The following is a 17487-nucleotide window of genomic DNA, read 5'->3' as shown; positions in this document are numbered from 1 at the left end:
GAAAGCGGGAACAGCCGTCGCCTGGAGCGTCAGCGGATCGGCCCCGCCGGTGAGCGCCTCGGACGACGACGAAGCGTCCTCTTCGCCGGGAAGCATCCAGGTCGTTCCCGGACCGATGAATGAGCGGGGATGGCTCATCGTCGCATTGCTGGGCGCGCTTTTCACCGTGAGCAGTTTGATCGCCATCCGACGCTCCGGCAAAGCCGGACTTCCTCTGGCGGAGAAAGGAACAAAGTGATCTCTTGGGCTTCCATGCAGGGCGCAATGAAAACGGCGCACGGACCTTCCCGTTTGCTCACCGCCGCCGGCTTGTATGGACCGGCGCGACATTGCTGGAAGAGTTGCTCGATGAAGCACAGGAGGGCCGCACGGAAACGATGGAAAAATACGGGGGACCAGGAAGTAGCGAGACAATCCGTGGTGATCCGTGTCCATCCGTGGTGAGTTCGGAGGGACATGAAGGCTGTGGGCTCATCACGCGTGATGAAAACCTGTGAACGCCCGTGCAAGCGGGCGGCTTCGCGGACGGCGAAACGAGGCAGGCGCGATGCCTGCGCTCCCAGGGATTTCTCGGAGGAGAGACAATGGAAAGCATGAAAGTGAAAATTGGAATCGTGACGGCGATCATTGTCGGATCCCTGGCCTGGCTGGCGGTCGTGGGGATGAACGAGAGCAAGACCTATTACTACACCGTCAGCGAGTTGCGGGGGATGGGCGATCGCGTGCGGAGTCAGCGATTGCGCGTGGGAGGACAGGTCGTCCCCGGTTCGATTCGCCGCAACGGTCGTCGTGTGGAGTTCCTTTTGCAGCAAGGGTCTGATCGGCTGCCGGTCATCTATGTCGGGACCGATCCCCTCCCGGATACGTTCAAGGATGAGGCCGAAGCGCTGGTGGATGGCCGGATGGGAGCTGACGGCGTCTTCCAGGCTCATAAGCTCCAGGCCAAATGCGCCTCCAAGTACGAAGCCGAAGGGGGATATAAGCGAGCGGGAACGTAATCGGGATTCAGAGAAATTGCTGGTCCCGGTTCCGCCCGTAAAAAAGTGAGTATCGCCTGCGGATGAGAAGTGCCCGCCGATGATGGATCCGTGGGAACTTTTCATCCAGAATTTTGGAGAGGAGTTATTCATGGAGCTTCGGCCCTATCCGGAAATGATGACAGAGAAGCCACAGATGACACCGATTCTGGCGGAGAAAAATCCGTGACATCTGCGGCTGTTTCGGAGGGGACTGAGCGAGCGGAGAAATGGGGTTTTTCGTGGAGGGAGTGAACCATTGATTCCTCTGAGAGAGACGGCCGGCATGCAGCCTCTCGTTCTCGAGCGGGTCTCGAAATTCTTCGGAGAGACGCTGGCGTTGTGGGAGGTCTCGTTGACCGTCGGCCCGGGAGAAGTCGTTGCCCTTCTCGGCAACAATGGGGCAGGGAAGTCAACGCTGTTGCGCATTGCCGCCTTTTTGCTCGTTCCCACGTCGGGAACGGTGAGCGTCTTCGGCCAGCGGCGACCGACGCCGGACGGGAAGCGCCGTCTCACTCTGCTCGGACACCACTCGTTGCTCTACGATGAGCTCTCAGGGGAAGAAAATCTCCGATTTTATGCCGCGCTCTATGGATTGGGGGCGAAAGCATCCGAACGGATCGAGTGCGTTTTGCAGGAGGTGGAGGCGGAAGCCTTTCGGCATCGGCGGGTGCGCACGCTCTCGCACGGCCAGAAGAAGCGCCTGTCGCTGGCCCGTGCTCTTTTGGCCGATCCCGATCTTCTCTTGCTCGACGAACCGTTTTCCGGGCTCGATATGAGGAGCGTGGAGCGAACCCGTCAGCTTCTGACCCATCTGCGAGGGCAGGGGAAATCGCTGGTTGTGACGACGCATCAGACGGACTTACTGGAGGACATCGCCGACGCGACTCTGGTTCTGGAGCGCGGTCGCGTCCTGGACTATCAGAGAAAAGATGCTCGCCTCGTCGCGTCAGCGGAGCTGCCTCACGCCGTCACTCGCGGCTGATGCCCGGTGGACGATGAACTACTGGACGGTAACTGCCCGCATCACAGCCAAGGACCTCGTGAGCGAGGCGCGGACCCGCGATGCCTTCAATGCCATGCTCTTTTTCGCTCTGCTGGTCATCGTCATTTTCAGTTTCTCGTTTCAACCGACGACGGAGGCCGAGCGACGCATGGCGGGTGGACTCCTGTGGGTGGCCTTCCTCTTTGCCGGGCTGATTGTTCTCGACCGATCGTTTCTCCGCGAACGAGTCAACGAGTGCCTCGACGCGCTGCGGTTGTCGCCGGCGCCGCCGGGCGCGATTTTTCTCGGCAAATGTCTGGCCAATTTTCTCTTTCTCCTGGCGGCGGAGTTGGTCCTCATTCCCCTGTTCCTCGTCTTCTTCGATCTCTCGATTCGAGGCGATGCCGGCGCGGCGCTGTCTGTCCTTCTTCTGGGAACGTGGGCGCTGGTGATCAACGGGACGTTCTTTGCCGCGATGACGGCCAATCTGCGCAGCCGCGAAGTCATGTTGCCGCTCCTCCTCGTACCGATTTCGGTCCCCGCACTGATCGCTGTGGTGGAAGCCTCGGCATCGCTGCTGCTGGGAGAGGAATCGGTCGGAAGCTGGCTTCAGATGCTCATCGGATTCGACCTCATCTACACCACCCTGTCGCTCGTTTTGTTCAAAACAGTCCTGGAGAGCGCATGAGGACGGAGGAAAAATTTCCGCGCTGGTGGTCAGTGATTGTTGGGGTGACGGTGGCGGCGCTCATCGGAGGCGTCTACGCGGCGTTGCTGTGGGCTCCGACGGAGCGCACGATGGGAACGGTGCAGCGCATCTTCTATTATCATGTCAGCTCCGCCTGGACGGCATTTGTCGCCTACTTTGTGACTTTGGTGGCGTCTCTGGCCTATCTGCGACGCCGGCAGTTGACGTGGGATGCTGCGGCGGTGAGCGCCGCCGAGCTGGGCGTCCTGTTCAACACCGTCAATCTCATCACCGGACCGATCTGGGCCAAACCCGTCTGGGGCATCTGGTGGACATGGGATGCGCGACTCACGTCGACCTTCGTCATGTGGCTCCTCTATGTGAGCTATTTGCTTCTGCGGCAATTCACCGCCGAGTCCCCGAATCAGCGCGTCCTGGCGGCCGTGTTCGCCATCTTTGCCTTTGTGGATGTGCCGATTGTCTACCTCTCGATTCGGCTCTGGCGCACACAGCATCCGGGTCCGGTCATTGCTGGAGGGGAGGGATCGGGCATTGATCCTCAGATGTTCCTGGCGCTTCACGCCTGCTTTGGTGCGTTCCTTCTGCTCTTTGTGACCCTTTTCTATTGGCGCTATCGCCTGGAACGGGAGCGTGTCGAGTTGGAGACGCTGCGTGCGCGTCTCCGCTATCTCGCCGCCCAACGGGGAGAGTGAGGGGCTATGAGGCATCTGGTCATCGCCATGATCGTGGCCTGGATCATCCATCTGGCCTATCTCGTCAGTCTGGCCGTTCGCCAGCATCGGCTGCGGCGTGAGGTCGCTGAGATGCGAGCCCTGCTGGAACGTCTGGAGCAGTCACCGCCAGGCCCGACACCGGCGTCGTAGCGACGCGCCGAGCCCGATTGTTGCGCCGGTGATCGTCCCCGGCACTCTCCGCTCGGGCGAGTCGGTCGGAGCCCACCGCTGACCGGTCAGTCGTCGAAGAGACGAAACGATCTCCGAGGACTCCTGCTCGGCTGAGCTTTTCACCGACAGGCGACGCTCGTGGGAGGCGTGCGCTCGCAACGGAGGGATTCAGTCATGCCGGCGGCCAGCAGGGCACATGCAGTGGCGATGGCCGTTCGGATGCTCTCCTCGCGTGTCGTGGCGCGCGCTGATCGGCACTCCGTCCGCCCGTTGAAGGTCACGCAGACGGTGCACTCCACGGCGGTTGAGGAGAGGCTCAAATAAACGAGCGCACCGAGCAAACCCATCACCCCCACCGCGACCACCCAGCGAATCCGTGACCGCCCCGAAGAAGTCGCACGTTCGGCTGTAGCCTCTTTGTCCATGGCTTCCTCCGCGAGGGGAGAGATTCATCTCCCCCCGATTTCCTTCACCCGAATGTTGCGGAAGTAGACGACCGACTTCTCATCGTGATTTTGCAGGCCGATATATCCTTCCAGCGGACGGCCTCCGGTGTCCTCCCACTGGCAGACGGTTTCGCCGTTGAGGGTGACCGTATAGGTTTTCCCGACGACGCGAATCTCGAAGAGGTTCCACTGACCGGCCGGTTTGGAGGCGACTTTCGTGGAGGGGGCAAAGTTGTAAATGGCTCCGGTGCGATGCGTCGGATCGCGGTCGTCCTGAATTTGAATCTCGTGCCCCTGGCGAACGGCGATCCAGGGATCGTTTCCCGGATCGGGAAAGCGAACGAAGATGCCGGAGTTGTCATTCTGTCGCGTGACCTTCCACTCCACCTGAAGGATGAAATCGCGGAACGTGCGCTGACTGTACCAGAGGAGTCCCATTCCACCGTGCGTGCGCAACGCTCCGTCTTCAACGGTGAAGTGTCCCGGCCCGGCCATCTTCCAACCGGTGAGGTCCTTCCCGTTGAAGAGCGAGATCCATCCCTGCTGATCGGCTTTCTCGGATTGAGCGAGCAGAATCGGAGCGAGACCGATTCCGCCCGTCCAGGCCCAGAGACTCATTCCTATGAGTGTGCTCACCAGTATTGTCTTTGTCATGGTGTCCTCCCGAAAGGAGAGCGCGAAAAGATGCGAAATGACGCGATCTTTTTATCGTTTCCGGGCGGAAGCCGCCTGCCTCCAGGAAGGGACTTCTCCGCTCGGCGAGGAGATCGCACGGGCTCACCGCGAGGGCGGGTTAGCTCGATTGAATTCGGTGATGAAGTCGCGTGTGACATCGAGACTGGGATCAATGTAGAGCAAGGCCCCCGCCTGACTGAGCACGGCCTGATCGAGCACGAGCGTGTAGCCGCGCGTCTTGGCATAAGAGGTGAGGAAGACGAAAATTTTCTCCCGAATGGGATCGGTGGCTCTGCGCAAGGCTCGCTCGACATCGCGTTGATAGTCTTCGCTGTCACGTTGCAGCCGCCGTTGTTTCTCCTCCAGCTCATCCTGTCGTCGCTGGCGAGCTTCGGGCGTGAGATTGGCCCACTGCGCTTGAAGATCGCGCTGCATACTTTGGACCTCTTGCTGAAGTTTCTGGAGCGCGGCCGTGCGCTCGCGGAACGATTCTTCCGTGCGTTGAATCTGTTGCAGCAGTTGCTGGATGCCCCCTTCGTCGTCGAAGGTCCGGCTATCAATGATGGCGATCTTGGCGGGTTGAGGCAGGGGTTGGCTCGTCGGCGTCTGCGCCGGTGGAGATTGTTGCTGATGGGCGAGGATGGTCAAACCGGCAACGACCGTAACCAGGCTCAAAGCGGCCACCAGGAATTCTCGTTTCATCATGATTCCCTCCTCCCTGTTTCATCTCGGTCAAGGAATGCCCGGCCACCGTGTGCTGATGGTTTCGTCTGGCCCTGTCCTCGTGCGGGCGGAATGCTCTCCGACGCTCACCGATCAGCCACAGTGTTGCTTCTCCTGGAGGCATTCCCGGCGGGAAATTGTAACATAGCGAGCTGTTGCCCGCGTTCGGACAGAGGAAGGACGCGACCGGATGCCATCACGTGTCGGTGCGACGCGAGAGGGAAATTTTCCGCCTCAGGACCGAACGGCCTGAGTCGGCGGATCGGACGAAGAGACCCTTCCCCCATTAGAGGTTTCCTCGCCGGTATTCTTCGACGATGTAATCGCAGGCGCGAGCCGTCAGGGCCATCATCGTGAGCGTGGGATTCTGACAGCCGCTGGTGACAAAGCACGACCCGTCGGTCACGAACAGATTCTTCACATCCCAGCACTGATTCCATTTGTTGAGGACGGAGGTTTTCGGATCGGTGCCCATGCGAGCCGTTCCCACTTCGTGAATGGCCAGTCCGGGGGGAGCAGGACGATCGTTCTCGCGCACGATTTCGAATCCCGCCGCGTGGGCCATCTCTTTGAGGGATTCGAGCATGTCGCGGGCCATCTCGCGTTCATTGTCCGAGTGGGTGCATTCGATGTGGACGACGGGAATGCCCCAGGCATCTTTTTTGTCCCGGTTCAACGTCACGCGGTTTTCCCGTCGGGGAAGCATCTCGCCGAAGGCGCTCATCCAGAACGGCACAAGCCCCTTGGCCTCGCGGATCATCTCTTTCAACTGGAGGCCGAAGCCGGGGATGGATTTAATCATCGGCGGGATCAATCCCCGTTGGGCGGCAGCTTGAATGCCGTAGCCGCGAATGAAGCGGGGATGTCGCTCGGTGATATTGCGGAACTTCGGGATATAGATTCCGTTGGCCCGTCCGTCGTCGCCGCTGGAGGGGAATTTCTCCAGGCCGCGCACGATGCCGGAGATGCTGATCCCGTAGATATGATCCATGAGGTAGCAACCAAGCAGGCCCGACGAATTACCCAATCCCGCGGGATGCTGTCGGGTCGCCGAATTGAGCAGAATGCGGGTGGACTCGATGGTGGACGCGCAGAGCACGATGACGCGACCAAAAACCTCTCCCGCTTTCTTGGTGAGACGATCAATGAAGGCGACTCCTTTGGCTTTCCCCGTGTTGGTGTCCACAAGGATGTGGCTGACGACGGCATTCGTGCGGATGGTGAGCCGTTTCGTCTTCAGGGCTGCCGGGAGCGTCGAACCCGGACTGCTGAAATAGGACCAGGTCGAGCACCCCCGATCACAATGGCCGCAATAGTGACAGGGAGCACGACCGTGAAGCGGAGCCGTGAGAATGGCGGCTCGCCCGATGATCACGCGACGATCCTTCCACTGCCTCTCGACGGCCCGCTTGAGCTGCATCTCAGCGCAGGTCATCTTCATCGGCGGCAGGAATTTTCCATCGGGCAACTGCGGCAGTCCTTCGAGCGATCCGCTGACGCCGATGAAGGCTTCGACCTTATCATAATAAGGCTCGAGATCGGCGTAGCTGATCGGCCAGTCGTCCCCGTATCCGTCGCGGCTGGCGGCCTTCAACTCGTAATCCGATAGACGATAGGATTGCCGGCCCCAGACGTTGGTCCGTCCACCGAGAATACGACAGCGAATCCAATCGAAGGGTTTGTCCTCGGGCGTGGTGTAGGGATTGTCAATGTCGTCCACGAAGAAGTGGTGACTGTACTCATTGCAGGCGTAACATTTGGATTGGATCGGCTGGCGCTCGCGGAAGAGCCATTGCTGACTCACCATGTTCCGATAGGGGAGTTGATAAGGCCAGGTGTGCTCGTGAAAATCTTTGGTGGGATCGAGCATCCGACCGGCTTCCAGGAGCAGCACCGTCATGCCCTTCTCGGTCAGCTCCTTGGCGGCCCAGCCGCCGGTCGCTCCCGAGCCGATGACAATCGCGTCGTAGATGGGTGTTCTCGCCATCGTCGGTTCCCTCCGCCATCAGGATAGACGCCCGCGTGCGCGGTGAACATCTTGGGGAGCGATTCGCTCCCCGCACGCAGAGAAGGTGAAAATGGCTTGCCCGCTCCACTTTAGCCTGCCTTTTGGAGCGGCCACCACTTGATGATCGGTTGGCCTCACCGCCTTCTGGTCGAATGTCCCGCTCATGGATACGGCACTATCATAGGAAAACGCGGCGGACGCTTCAACCCTGTTGATTCCGAGTCGAGAGAGTCATCGCTCCGGGACCTTTCACCCCGTGCGGAGCCTGTGCTACAAATAAGGCTCCGTATGCGGCACACGAGGAGCGAGAATCGGTCCGGTGGATGGCGATTTCTTCGATTTTCTCGTGGGCTTCCATCCGTCGTGGACAGGTACCCCGCACGAAGGAGTGAAGGCAGATGAGCACATCACTCGTCGAACTCGCACAAGCGTACATTCAATCGGAGTGGCCGAAACGACAGGCGCGCGCCGAAGAGCGGTTGAACCGGTTGAACGAGAAATACGGCATTGGCGGAGACTGGCGGCTCATTCAACCGGGACCCATTGCCGAGGCCTGCTCCATCTGGGTCGAGGAGACGGCGCAACTGGGCCGTGACCTCGTCGAGCATATCCTCAACCACCCGGAGGCCCGGCCTCTCCTCACGCAAGCCGATCAGGTTGAGCATCTGCGCCAGTTCGTCTCCGATTGGATGATCGAGCGGGAGGATGCCACTGTGATCGCCCGTGTGAAGGCATTCATGGCGGCGCGGGGGATCAAGGGGGATCAGGAGATCGCCATCATGCGAGCGCGCGCCCAATCGCAGTTAGCCCGGGCGCGAAAGGAAATCCTCTTGAAAATCTATCAGGCCACGCGCCCGGTGAGCCGGACGGCTCGGGCCCGACGCTGAGTCTGGGGAGTTCCTCGACCGCACGATTGGAGCAAGGGGCGGGCGACGAGGGTCCAGCCGGCAAGTCGTCGCCAGCCTGAATCCACCAGCGGCTTCGAGCGATCTCCTCCCCGTTGATAACCCTCGTTGTTGTCCCCGCATGCAAGAACTGAGTACAATAGGGCGTGGTGTCGGTCATGAGTAAACCGTATGATCGTACATTCAAGCTTCTGGCGGAACGCTATGGGCGGGAGTTACTGTTGTGGCTCGGTCAAATCGCTCCCGGCGACCGCGTCACTGCGCTGGAACGAGAGGTCGGAGTGCCCGCCTTGTTTGTAGATCAGCTTTATGAGGTGGAGCGCGGAAGCCATCGTTTTCTGGTTCACCTGGAATCACAAACTCGCTATAAACCCGATGTCCCGGAGCGCATGCTGTGGTATGCGGTGCGGCTGTACGAGAAATATCGGCTGCCCGTCCAGAGCGTGCTGCTGGTGCTCATGCCCGAAGATGCGCCCGCGTTGATTCCCGATGGCCATCACATCGTGGCCGGGGGATTGCGGCTGGAGGTCCACTTTCGGTGGTGAAGTTGTGGGAGATGGACTACCGCGAGGTGTTCGAGCGCGGCTGGACGGGACTGCTCGCCTTCGTCCCGCTGATGAAGCTGGAGACCGAGGAAGCTCCCGACGTGTTGCGCCGATGTTTGGAGCAAGCCGCTCAGGTGGAGGATGAGCAACTCCGGCGCGATCTGTTCAGCCATTTGATTGTGCTCGGCGGATTGCGCTTTTCTCGGGAGCAACTGTTAGAACTCCTTGGGAGGGAAGGCATGTTTATTGCACCGGAAAAATTACGTGATTCGAGCATCGTTCAAATGTGGATCGAGGAGGGCCTGCAGCAGGGCCTGCAAGAGGGCCAGCGGGTGGCGCTGCAAAACGCCCTGCTGGCGCACATCCGCAAGCGATTTTCGGATGTCCCGGCGACGGTCGAGGCTCGCATTCGAGAGATCCAGGACGTGGACCGCCTCAATCAGCTTTTGCTCGATGTTGATGACATTCCGGATGTGGTTCAACTGGAACGCCGACTGAGCGGCGACTGACGCGCTCTCGCCGGGCCGCCGAATCTCCGCATCAAGGGGGCCGAGCATTCCTTTGACCCGTGTCGAAGCCTCTCGTCCTCTTTCCCCTCGCCGTGCTGCCAGCGAAAGTGCTCGAATTTGCACAAGTTTCTTCTGACACAGCGAGCACCTCGGAGGGAATTTCGTGGCCAACATTGACCCGGTCTGTGACTGCGATTAAACTCTAAAACTGACATCTGAAATCACGGAGGCACTTATGGCCGAGGAGAATGGAGCCAATAAGCTGACGTACTTTTTGATCGGGTTCGGACTCGGCGCTGTGGTGGCGTTGCTCTTCGCCCCCAAGTCCGGGAAGGAACTGAGAGAAGATATTGCAGAGCGAACCCGGCGGGGGCTGGAAAAAGCCGGCGAGACCTATGAAACGGCGCGGGAGAAAGCCAAAGAGCTGGTCGAAGAGGCCAAAGAGACGGTGAGTCGGAGCAAGGAGCGGCTCGCCGCCGCCGTCGAAGCTGGCAAACAGGCCTACCGGGAGGAAAAGCGCAAGGCCGAATCTCTGGAGGGATAATCAAGGGAGCGTGAGATCCGCCCGGATCGGGTCGCACGCCCCGATTTGCGGAGGCAGAGAACAATCGTGGGACATGCGGTCTTTGAGTGGGTCGTCGCTCTAGCGGTCATCGTCGTCTTTGTCTCGAATATCGTCCTTCTCTGGCGCATCAATAAGACGCTGCATACCGTGGCTGCTCAGTCGCGGGCGATGAACGACCGGCTGACGCCGATCATCAATGATGCCCGGGGCGTCCTCGGCGATTTGCGCGATGTCATCTCGGCGCTGGCCGCCGAAGCCCGTCCGATGATCCGGGCCATTGCCACGACGACAGGTGAGGTCACCGATCTGGTTCACGTGCAGGCGCTGGAGTTGCGGGCTCTCATGCGGGATACCGTGCTGACGGTGAGAAACCAGATCGAGCGCCTCGATGATCTGGTCACCCGCACGACCGAGCGGGTGGATAAGACAACCGAGATCATTCAGAAACAGGTGCTCGAACCGGTGCGAGAGCTTCATTATCTGGTGCACGCGACCCGGCGGGCCCTGTCCTATCTCTTCACGCGCCGAAAACCGGTTGACCGCGTCTATCAGGAAGAGGAACTCTTCATCTGACGGGCGAACGGGGCCCGACAGTCCCGCCTCTGAATCCCCTCTCCCTGCTGAGGGTAGCGAGATGGGTCACAGGCAGGTAAGAGGACGAAGAAGTGTCTGGTTTGACGTCCCTTCGCCCCGGTACGCGCGTCGCGTCGCGGGTGTCGTGGGCAAGCTCTTTTCAGGAGAGTGCAACGGCCAATGTCATCTCAGGCACCTCTGGATTTGAAACAGACCATTAATCTACCGGCGAAAATTCTGCCGATGAGGGCCAACCTCATCGAGAGCGAGCCGGCGCGGCTGGCCTCCTGGCGCGCCATGCGCCTCTATGAGAAGATTCTGGAATCGCGGCGCGGCCGTCCCGTCTTCCTCCTTCATGACGGGCCGCCGTATGCCAACGGGCCGATTCACATCGGCCATGCGTTGAACAAGATTTTGAAAGATTTCATCGTCAAGTCGCGCACGATGATGGGCTACTTATGTCCCTACATTCCCGGCTGGGATTGTCACGGCCTGCCGATTGAGATCAAAGTGGATGAAAAACTCGGTGCCCGCAAAGCGCAGATGTCGCTCGTGGAGATTCGCCGCGAGGCGCGTCAGCACGCCGCCTACTACATGAAGGCGCAATCCGAAGAGTTCCAGCGGTTGGGCGTGCTCGGTGACTTCGATCATCCCTATTCCACGATGGATTATGCCTATCAAGCGGACATCGTGCGCGTCCTTGCCCGCTTCATCGAAAAGGGCAGCGTCTATAAGGGGCTTCGTTCGGTCCACTGGTGCATTCACTGTCAGACAGCACTGGCCGAGGCCGAGATCGAGTACGAAGACCACAGGAGTCCGTCCGTCTATGTCGCGTTCCCTCTGGCGAGCGATCCGGCGGCGATTGATCCGGCGCTGGCCGGACGGAAGATCTCGGTCGTCATCTGGACGACGACTCCCTGGACTCTGCCGGCCAATCTCGGGATTGCCTTCAACCCGGGATTCGAGTACAGCGCCGTCGCCGTCAATGGAGACGTCTTCATCGTCGCCAAAGAGCTACTGGCCGCGGTGGCGGAGAAATGCCGTTGGACGAATCCGCAAACGGTGGCCACATTCCCCGGTTGGAGACTCGATCGCCTGCACGCCCGTCATCCCTGGCTCGATCGGTCTTCGCTCTTGATGCTCGGCGATCACGTCACGCTCGATGCCGGTACCGGTTGTGTGCATACGGCTCCCGGTCATGGATATGAGGACTACGTGATCGGTCAACGGTATGGACTGGAGGTGTACTCGCCGGTAGATGCGCGGGGGCATTTCACGTCGGATGTCGCTCATTTTGCCGGAATGCAGGTCTTCGAGGCCAATGCCGCCATCATCGCCCATCTTGAGCGAATCGGCGCTTTGCTCTCCAGCGAAGAGATCACCCACTCCTATCCCCATTGCTGGCGCTGTCACAATCCGGTGATCTTCCGGGCGACGCCTCAATGGTTCATCTCGATGGAGAAGACGGGGCTTCGCCAGCGCGCCCTGGAAGCCATTGAGCGCGTGCGCTGGATCCCCGCCTGGGGACTGGAGCGGATGCGCAATGCCATTCGGACGCGCCCGGACTGGTGCATCTCCCGCCAGCGCGTCTGGGGCGTTCCCATCACCGTCTTTTATTGCGACCGCTGCGAAGCCATTCTCGCCGATCCGAAGATCATCGCTCATGTCGCCGACATCTTTGAGCGGGAGGGCGCGGACGTCTGGTACGAGAAAGAAGCGGAGTACTTCTTGCCCGACGGAACGCGCTGTCCCGCCTGCGGGGCCACCACGTTCCGAAAGGAGACGGATATTCTCGACGTGTGGATTGATTCAGGGACGAGTTCCCTCGCCGTTCTGGAGCGGCGCGGCTTGCCCTGGCCGGCGGATATCTATCTGGAGGGCGGCGATCAATTTCGCGGCTGGTTCAATTCCTCGCTCATGGTGGCGCTCGAAGTCAAAGGCGATGCCCCCTATCGCACGGTCATCACCTCGGGCTGGACGGTTGATGCCGAGGGTCAGAAGATGTCCAAATCGCGCGGCAATGTCATCGAGCCCCAGGAAGTCGTGAGCAAAAGCGGTGCCGAGATTCTCCGTCTCTGGGCGGCGGCCTCGGACTATCACGAAGATGTCCGCATCTCGGACGAAATCCTCACCCGGCTCATTGAGGCGTATCGGAAGATCCGGAACACGGCCTGCTATCTCGTCAATAACCTCTACGACTTCGATCCCGCCCGCGATGCCGTGCCGCTGGCCGAGATGTATGAGATTGACCGCTGGATCCTGGCCGAACTGACCGAGCGCCAGGAGAAAGTCCTCCGCGCCTACGAGGACTACGAGTTTCACATCGTCTTCCACACGCTTTACGCCTTCTGCACGGTCGAACTCTCGGCCATTTACTTCGATATCCTCAAGGATCGGCTCTACACGTTCGCGCCGAAATCGCACGGTCGGCGGTCGGCGCAGACGGCGCTCTACTATCTGCTCGACCGATTGACGCGATTGCTGGCTCCGATCCTGGCCTTCACCGCCGATGAGATCTGGAGCAAGATTCCCGGTCGCGCGAGCGTCGAACTTCCGTCGGTTCATCTGGCGGAATTTCCTCCGCTGGAGCACGAGTGGCGCGATCCTCATCTCCTCTCTCGCTGGCGGCGACTGCTGGAGATTCGCAGCGCGGTGCTCAAGGAGCTGGAAGTCAAACGAATGGAGAAACTCATCGGAGCGTCGCTCGAAGCCAAAGTGATTCTGGCGGCGGGCGGCGAGCTGTATGACTTCCTGGCCGGCTTTCGCGATCACCTGGCGAGCGTCTTCATCACGTCGCAGGTGGTGCTGGAACGGGCCGAGGGCGATGGTCTTCGCATCACCGTGGTGCGTGCCGAGGGACAAAAGTGCGAGCGATGCTGGAACTATTCTCCCACCGTGGGTCAGAGCGATCGCTATCCCACCGTGTGCGCCCGCTGCCTCGCCACGCTTCGAGAGCTGGAAGCGAATGCAGGGATGTGAGTACGACGGTGAAAGCGCGATTTCATTATCTCATCCTCACGCTCGGCGTTTATCTGGCCGATCAGGTGACCAAGCGGCTCGCCGAAGCGCTGCGGGAGCATCCCTCGGTGCCCCTCATCCCGGATTTCTTCCATCTCACGTACGTCGAGAATGCCGGGATTGCCTGGGGATTGTTCGCCGATGCCGGACATGGCGGGCGATTGGTGCTTTCGCTGATTTCGCTCATTGCGGCCACCGGCATTGCCATTTACGCCCTGCGCACGCCGGTCAACGAAAAGCTCACGCACTGGGGATTGGCGCTGGTCCTCGGCGGCGTGCTGGGAAATCTGACCGACCGCCTCTTCCGAGGAGCGGTGGTGGATTTTCTCGATTTCACCATCGGGGAGTTCAAGTGGCCGACCTTTAACATCGCCGACGCGGCCATCAGCATCGGCGCCCTCATTCTCATCGCCGACGCCCTTCGCTCCAGCGGATCATCGCTGGAATCTCAGGTGAACACCGATGAGAACAGGTGATGTCGCCGCGTTCTCTGGAGGATAAGCTGTGCATCCGGAGCTTTTTCGCATCCCCTATCTTGAGATCACCGTCTACACCTACGGCGTGCTTCAAGCGACGGCCTTTCTGATCGGTCTGTGGGTGGCCATGCGCCACGCCGAGCAGGACGGAATGGATCGGGCGCGCATTTTCAATCTGGGCGTGGCGGTGATCATCGGCTCGCTCATCGGCTCGCGCCTGCTGATGGTCATAACCGAGTGGGAATCTTTTCGCGGCAACTGGCAGGCGCTGTTTTCGCTTCAACTGGTGCAGGCCGGAGGCGTCTACTACGGGGGATTTTTGGCCGGGATCGCGACGGCGCTCTGGTATGCGCGTCGGCACGCGCTTTCCTGGTGGAAGGTTGCGGATGCTTTTGCTCCCGCGGTCTCGTTAGGATTGGCGATTGGGCGACTCGGCTGCTTCTCGGCGGGCTGTTGCTGGGGCAAGCCGACAACGCATTGGTGGGGCGTGCAGTTTCCCGAAGCGGCTCGCCTCTTTGTCGGGACGCCCACGGCCATGCGCCTGCACCCGACGCAACTCTACGAAGCCGCGGCATCGGTGCTCATTTTCCTCTGGCTGTTGCAGCGGAGAAAGACGCGCCGCTTCCCCGGTCAGCTCATTCTCCTCTATGCCATCGTTTATGGGGCGGCTCGATTCCTCATTGAGTTTGTGCGCGATGACTGGCGGGGGTGGGTGGGGCCGCTCTCGACCTCGCAATTCATCGCCGTGGTGACCATCCTGGCGGCAACGATCCTCTACCTCCGGCTGAAGTCCCGCCCGACGGCGGTGGGCGGATCCCCCGCAGACGCAAATACTCACGCCTCATCGGCTCCCCGGCCGTCCTGACGCCGGCGCGAAGCCGTTCTCGGTCCGACGCGAGAGCAGCACGTCTTCGGTTCAGGCGGCAGATGTCTTTCTCGTCACCGGATTGGCGCGCTCACTCTTAAGCCGTCCGACATCGGGTGATGGCTTGCTCAAAAGCAGCGAGAGCGAAATCCACCTGCTCCGCCGTGACGACCAGCGGTGGGGAGAAGCGCACCGTGGATTCCCCGCAGCCGAGAACGACGAGACCTTGCCGGAAGCATTCCCACACGATGCGGTCGCGCAGATCGGGATCGGGATCGAGCGTCTCGGGATCGGTGACGAACTCAACGCCGATCATCAAGCCTAATCCGCGAACCTCGGCGATGCAGTCGCTGTGCCTCTCGGCGATGCGCCTCAATCCCTCGAGCAACCGCTGGCCCATGACGCGGCAGTTGTCGAGCAATCCGCCTTCCAGCAACTCGAATGTCGCCAGCGAGGCTGCAATAGCCACCGGGTTCCCGCCGAAAGTCGAAGCGTGCGCTCCGGCGTGCCAGTTCATGAGATCGGCCCGCGCTACCGTGGCGCTCAGCGGAAGACCTGATGCGATCCCCTTGGCCGCCGTCAGGATGTCGGGCACAAAGTCAAAATGCTCGCAGGCCCAGAGTTTCCCCGTCCGTCCCATCCCCGATTGCACTTCGTCCACGATGACGAGCAGTCCGTACTTGTGACGGAGCCGGTCAAGCTCTTCAAAGAAGCTGCGCGGAGGAACGATGTATCCGCCTTCGCCCTGAATGGGTTCGACGACGATGGCGGCGACTTCGTCCGGCGGAACCGACGTCTTGAAGACGACGTCTTCGAGGAAGCGAATGCACTCGACGCCCACATCCTCGCTCTTCCCCTTGTAAGGCCAGTGCAGGGGATTGGGATACGGGATGTGCGTGACATCGAGCGCCTGCCGACCGAACCCGCGGCGTTGTGCCGCCTTGCTCGCGGTCAGAGAGAGGGCGCCCAGCGTGCGCCCGTGAAAGGCGCCGTAGAAGGCGATGAACTTCTCCCGCCGCGTGGCATAGCGGGCGACTTTCAAAGCGCATTCGATGGCTTCCGCACCCGAGTTCCCGAAATGGACGCGCTTGGGGAAATCGCCCGGCGTTACCTGCTGGAGCTTCTCGGCCAGTTCCACGAGGTGAGGATAGTAGTAGTCGGCCGAAGCCAGATGAATGAATTCTCTCGCCTGCCGCGTGATGGCTTCGACAACACGCGGATGCGCGTGACCGGTCGCGCAGACGGCCACGCCGGCATTGAAGTCGAGGAAGAGATTTCCGTCCACATCCTCGATTATCGCTCCAGAGCCTCGCTGGATCACCAGCGGATAAGAGCGCGTGTACGAGGGGGAGACAACCCGCGCGTCTCGCTCGACGATCTCTCTGGCTCTGGGGCCCGGTAAATCGGTGATAATTTTCGGCAGCATGATTGTCTGGTCCATACAACCTCCTTCGAAAATTACCGGGATGAATTCGATGAATTCGATTGGTCTGGCCGATCAGACCGGTCCGATTAGCCGGCAAAAAGATTGGCTCGCTCCCTTCGGGGCGTGAATTTGTACCAGAATCTTTCGACGCTCAAGGTCATACCGGGGCCTATCATATCAGGAGACAAAGACTCCTGGCAAACACATCGTCGGCATTTTTATCGGCGGGAAAGGACGCCGGTGGAGTGCTCGATTCCGGGACGTGACAACTTGCCCGTGCTGCCCTCTCCCTACCGGGAAGCGGTGAGCCTGTGCTAGCATTTCCCCTTCGTTCAGGAGAGAGAGCGGAGGGGTGACGGTGAACGCGTACATTGCCGGAGCTGTGCGGACGCCGATTGGGAAGTTTGGCGGGGCGCTCGCGACAGCAACGGCCGCCGATCTCGGAGTGGCGGTTGTCGTCGAAGCCTTGCGCCGGGCTGGTGTCCAGGCCTCGGAGGTGGACGAACTGATTTTCGGTTGCGCCCGTCAAGCGGGTGTCGGCCCCAATGTGGCTCGCCAGATCGCCTATCGCGCCGGGATCCCGGAGACGCGCCCGGCCTACACGGTCAATATGGCCTGCGGTTCGGGACTGAAAGCGATCCTGCTGGCGGCTCAGGAAATCGCTCTCGGTCGAGCCCACGTCGTCGTAGCCGGCGGAACTGAATCCATGAGTCGCGTTCCCTATCTGATCGAACGGGCGCGGTGGGGATTGCGACTCGGTCACGATCAGCTTACCGATGCCATGTATAAGGATGGGTTCCTCGATCCGCTCTCTCATCTCGTCATGGGAGAGACGGCCGAGATTCTCGCCGAGCAGTACGAGATTTCGCGCCAGGAGCAGGATGCCTATGCCTGGCGGAGTCAACAGCGCGCTGCTCAGGCCCGTCGTTCCGGGCGATTCGCCGAGGAGATTCTTCCGCTGGAGGTGAGCGACGGACGGGGAGGAAGGCGCGCGGTCTCCGAGGACGAACATATTCGTCCGGACACAACGCTGGAGGGACTCGCCCGGCTGACCCCGGTCTTTCGCCCCGGAGGAACGATCACGGCGGGAAATTCTTCGGGCATCACCGATGGGGCCGCGGCGGTTGTCGTTTTATCGGAACAGGCAGCCGGGCGCCGA

Annotated in this window: 21 protein-coding genes; 15 read left to right on the top strand and 6 right to left on the bottom strand. The window is 60.6% G+C overall.

Going from position 1 to position 17487, the window contains the following annotated elements; genetic code table 11:
- Window positions 1-186, bottom strand: a 186-nt coding sequence (locus tag VNM72_00295) for a hypothetical protein (GenBank protein HXF03838.1), incomplete at its 3' end; no start/stop codon positions are given.
- 407 nt (window positions 187-593) lie between these two features.
- Between VNM72_00295 and VNM72_00290 the strand changes: the two genes are divergently transcribed.
- From VNM72_00290 to VNM72_00265, 6 genes are all read left to right on the top strand, one after another.
- A complete protein-coding gene (locus VNM72_00290) occupies window positions 594-998 on the top strand; it encodes a cytochrome c maturation protein CcmE (protein HXF03837.1) in 405 nt (134 codons plus the stop codon).
- 79 nt (window positions 999-1077) lie between these two features.
- Window positions 1078-1206 carry a hypothetical protein gene (locus VNM72_00285; GenBank protein ID HXF03836.1) on the top strand — a complete coding sequence of 43 codons (129 nt, stop codon included), beginning with the start codon at window positions 1078-1080 and terminating at the stop codon, window positions 1204-1206.
- Between the two features lie 96 nt (window positions 1207-1302).
- Window positions 1303-2001: a heme ABC exporter ATP-binding protein CcmA gene (ccmA, locus tag VNM72_00280; protein ID HXF03835.1), complete on the top strand. Its 699-nt coding sequence runs from the start codon at window positions 1303-1305 to the stop codon at window positions 1999-2001.
- A complete protein-coding gene (locus tag VNM72_00275) occupies window positions 1949-2689 on the top strand; it encodes a heme exporter protein CcmB (protein ID HXF03834.1) in 741 nt (246 codons plus the stop codon). The genes ccmA and VNM72_00275 overlap by 53 nt, the downstream gene beginning before the upstream one ends.
- Window positions 2686-3402 (top strand): cytochrome c biogenesis protein CcsA, encoded by a 717-nt coding sequence (ccsA, locus tag VNM72_00270; GenBank protein HXF03833.1) that lies wholly within the window; start codon window positions 2686-2688, stop codon window positions 3400-3402. The genes VNM72_00275 and ccsA overlap by 4 nt, the downstream gene beginning before the upstream one ends.
- Window positions 3403-3408: 6 nt before the next feature.
- Complete coding sequence (locus VNM72_00265; protein ID HXF03832.1) at window positions 3409-3573, top strand: hypothetical protein; 165 nt, start codon at window positions 3409-3411, stop codon at window positions 3571-3573.
- A gap of 140 nt (window positions 3574-3713) precedes the next feature.
- Here the strand turns inward: VNM72_00265 and VNM72_00260 are convergent, their stop codons facing one another.
- The 4 genes from VNM72_00260 to VNM72_00245 form a co-directional block, all read right to left on the bottom strand.
- Window positions 3714-4019: a hypothetical protein gene (locus tag VNM72_00260; protein HXF03831.1), complete on the bottom strand. Its 306-nt coding sequence runs from the start codon at window positions 4017-4019 to the stop codon at window positions 3714-3716.
- Between the two features lie 24 nt (window positions 4020-4043).
- Complete coding sequence (locus VNM72_00255) at window positions 4044-4694, bottom strand: DUF1080 domain-containing protein (protein HXF03830.1); 651 nt, start codon at window positions 4692-4694, stop codon at window positions 4044-4046.
- A 123-nt stretch (window positions 4695-4817) separates the two neighbouring features.
- A complete protein-coding gene (locus tag VNM72_00250; GenBank protein ID HXF03829.1) occupies window positions 4818-5420 on the bottom strand; it encodes an OmpH family outer membrane protein in 603 nt (200 codons plus the stop codon).
- A gap of 304 nt (window positions 5421-5724) precedes the next feature.
- Window positions 5725-7425 (bottom strand): GMC family oxidoreductase, encoded by a 1701-nt coding sequence (locus tag VNM72_00245; protein ID HXF03828.1) that lies wholly within the window; start codon window positions 7423-7425, stop codon window positions 5725-5727.
- Window positions 7426-7844: 419 nt separating this feature from the next.
- On the opposite strand from VNM72_00245, the gene VNM72_00240 reads away from it, so the two are divergent.
- From VNM72_00240 to lgt, 8 genes are all read left to right on the top strand, one after another.
- A complete protein-coding gene (locus tag VNM72_00240) occupies window positions 7845-8333 on the top strand; it encodes a hypothetical protein (protein ID HXF03827.1) in 489 nt (162 codons plus the stop codon).
- 176 nt (window positions 8334-8509) lie between these two features.
- Window positions 8510-8896, top strand: coding sequence for a hypothetical protein (locus VNM72_00235; GenBank protein HXF03826.1), 387 nt, complete (start codon window positions 8510-8512; stop codon window positions 8894-8896).
- Entirely contained in the window at window positions 8890-9405 is a 516-nt protein-coding gene (locus VNM72_00230; protein ID HXF03825.1) for a hypothetical protein, read from the top strand. The genes VNM72_00235 and VNM72_00230 overlap by 7 nt, the downstream gene beginning before the upstream one ends.
- 235 nt (window positions 9406-9640) lie before the next feature.
- The gene (locus VNM72_00225) at window positions 9641-9949 is read left to right on the top strand and encodes a YtxH domain-containing protein (GenBank protein ID HXF03824.1); all 309 of its coding nucleotides are present in this window, start codon (window positions 9641-9643) and stop codon (window positions 9947-9949) included.
- Window positions 9950-10015: 66 nt separating this feature from the next.
- Window positions 10016-10543 carry a hypothetical protein gene (locus VNM72_00220; protein HXF03823.1) on the top strand — a complete coding sequence of 176 codons (528 nt, stop codon included), beginning with the start codon at window positions 10016-10018 and terminating at the stop codon, window positions 10541-10543.
- A 204-nt stretch (window positions 10544-10747) separates the two neighbouring features.
- Complete coding sequence (ileS, locus tag VNM72_00215; protein HXF03822.1) at window positions 10748-13522, top strand: isoleucine--tRNA ligase; 2775 nt, start codon at window positions 10748-10750, stop codon at window positions 13520-13522.
- The gene (gene lspA / locus VNM72_00210) at window positions 13519-14037 is read left to right on the top strand and encodes a signal peptidase II (protein HXF03821.1); all 519 of its coding nucleotides are present in this window, start codon (window positions 13519-13521) and stop codon (window positions 14035-14037) included. The genes ileS and lspA overlap by 4 nt, the downstream gene beginning before the upstream one ends.
- A 28-nt stretch (window positions 14038-14065) precedes the next feature.
- Entirely contained in the window at window positions 14066-14902 is an 837-nt protein-coding gene (gene lgt, locus VNM72_00205; GenBank protein ID HXF03820.1) for a prolipoprotein diacylglyceryl transferase, read from the top strand.
- Between the two features lie 97 nt (window positions 14903-14999).
- Here lgt and VNM72_00200 read toward each other — a convergent pair whose 3' ends face one another.
- Window positions 15000-16343, bottom strand: a complete 1344-nt coding sequence (locus VNM72_00200) for an acetyl ornithine aminotransferase family protein (protein ID HXF03819.1) — start codon at window positions 16341-16343, stop codon at window positions 15000-15002.
- Between the two features lie 343 nt (window positions 16344-16686).
- Between VNM72_00200 and VNM72_00195 the strand changes: the two genes are divergently transcribed.
- Window positions 16687-17487: thiolase family protein (locus tag VNM72_00195; protein HXF03818.1), on the top strand; the 801-nt coding region annotated here is incomplete at its 3' end.

This window comes from Blastocatellia bacterium (genome assembly GCA_035573895.1).
GTDB lineage: Bacteria > Acidobacteriota > Blastocatellia > HR10 > HR10 > DATLZR01.
Note: the sequence above shows the minus strand (reverse complement) of the source record. Positions and strands in the feature narration are given on the sequence as shown.